Source organism: Oleiphilus sp. HI0080, assembly GCF_001635135.1.
Window position 1 is genome coordinate 1 of record NZ_LWFU01000928.1, and the last position, 1,218, is coordinate 1,218.

The 1,218-nt window shown below is 48.3% G+C and carries 1 protein-coding gene and 1 pseudogene; one reads left to right on the forward strand and one right to left on the reverse strand.

The window, feature by feature from the left end; genetic code table 11:
* The coding region (locus tag A3751_RS18140; protein WP_197466482.1) for an efflux RND transporter permease subunit at positions 1–664 on the forward strand (664 nt) is incomplete at its 5' end.
* Positions 665–829: 165 nt separating this feature from the next.
* Here the strand turns inward: A3751_RS18140 and A3751_RS18145 are convergent.
* Positions 830–1,218 (reverse strand): annotated as a pseudogene (locus tag A3751_RS18145) (mechanosensitive ion channel domain-containing protein); the annotation flags it as partial.

A 1,218-nucleotide genomic window follows, 5' to 3' on the forward strand; every position in this document is an offset into this window, starting at 1 on the left:
CTCCGTCACCGTGAATATTATTCCCGCCCCTGGTGTGAGCTCGGGAGACGCAATGGCGGCGGCTGTCGAAGTGGCCAAGACGAGCTTGCCTGATGGCTACGAAGCGCAATGGACGGGTATGGCGTATCAGCAAATTCTGGCAGGTAATTTGGCGCCCTTGCTGTTTAGTTTGGCGATTATATTCGTTTACTTGTTCCTTGTTGCTCAGTACGAGAGCTGGAGTATTCCTATTTCCGTTATTTTCTCGGTGCCTATCGCCATCTTAGGGGCAGGCGTGATGCTGCTTGCGATCAATAACCCTCTCGACTTGTACGCTCAAGTCGGACTGGTGTTGTTGATTGGTCTCGCGACCAAGAATGCGATTCTGATTGTTGAGTTTGCTAAGGAGCAGCGCGAGAAGGCAGGGCAGAGCATTATTGAGTCGGCAGAAACCGCAGCGCGAATGCGATTTAGAGCCGTACTAATGACGGCTTTGTCTTTTGTTTTGGGTATTCTGCCGCTTATCTTTGCGGTGGGCGCAGGTGCTGCAAGTCGCCACTCTATTGGCTATACCGTATTTGGAGGTATGTCGGTGGCGACGGTTGTGGGTACACTGTTGATTCCGGCATTCTACGTGATGATGCAATCTCTTAGAGAAAAAGTGAAGGGTTCGAGTAAGGTGTGAACTAAGAGTTTATGATGAGTTGGTATGCCATGCTATTTGCATAGAAAGGCGTTTTCAGCGACGTCGAGCGTATCAAGACCTAACATCTATTCGACTAGCCAGATGAAGTGTCATGGCTCTGCGTATGATTGGCACGTGAGACCGAGGTGCCAATCATTGTGATACTTACGTCGGCTCTGTTTTTACAGCCGCTTGACTCATCAACACCGAATTGCGAATGACCGGCGGCAAAATTCCTTGCTTTTTGAACTCGCTCATTACTCTTAGAGTGACATCTGTCTCAAATAACTTCTCGTATTGCGTATCTAGCACGTAGGCTTTAAGGGTCAACTGCAGGGCGAAGTAGGTGTCTTCAATGTGCTGTTTTACTAATACAACGATCGGCTTAGGTAGATGAATGTAGCGGCTTGAAGCAGCCGCTTCTTGGATGATATCGCGCGCGAGAAGAATGTCTTGATCAAGACCGATATAAAAAGGAATGTTGATTTGCATATCCAACTCGCCGAAGTTCCCGCTTGTCACTACATCGCTTAAGAACTTGCTATTTGGTATGG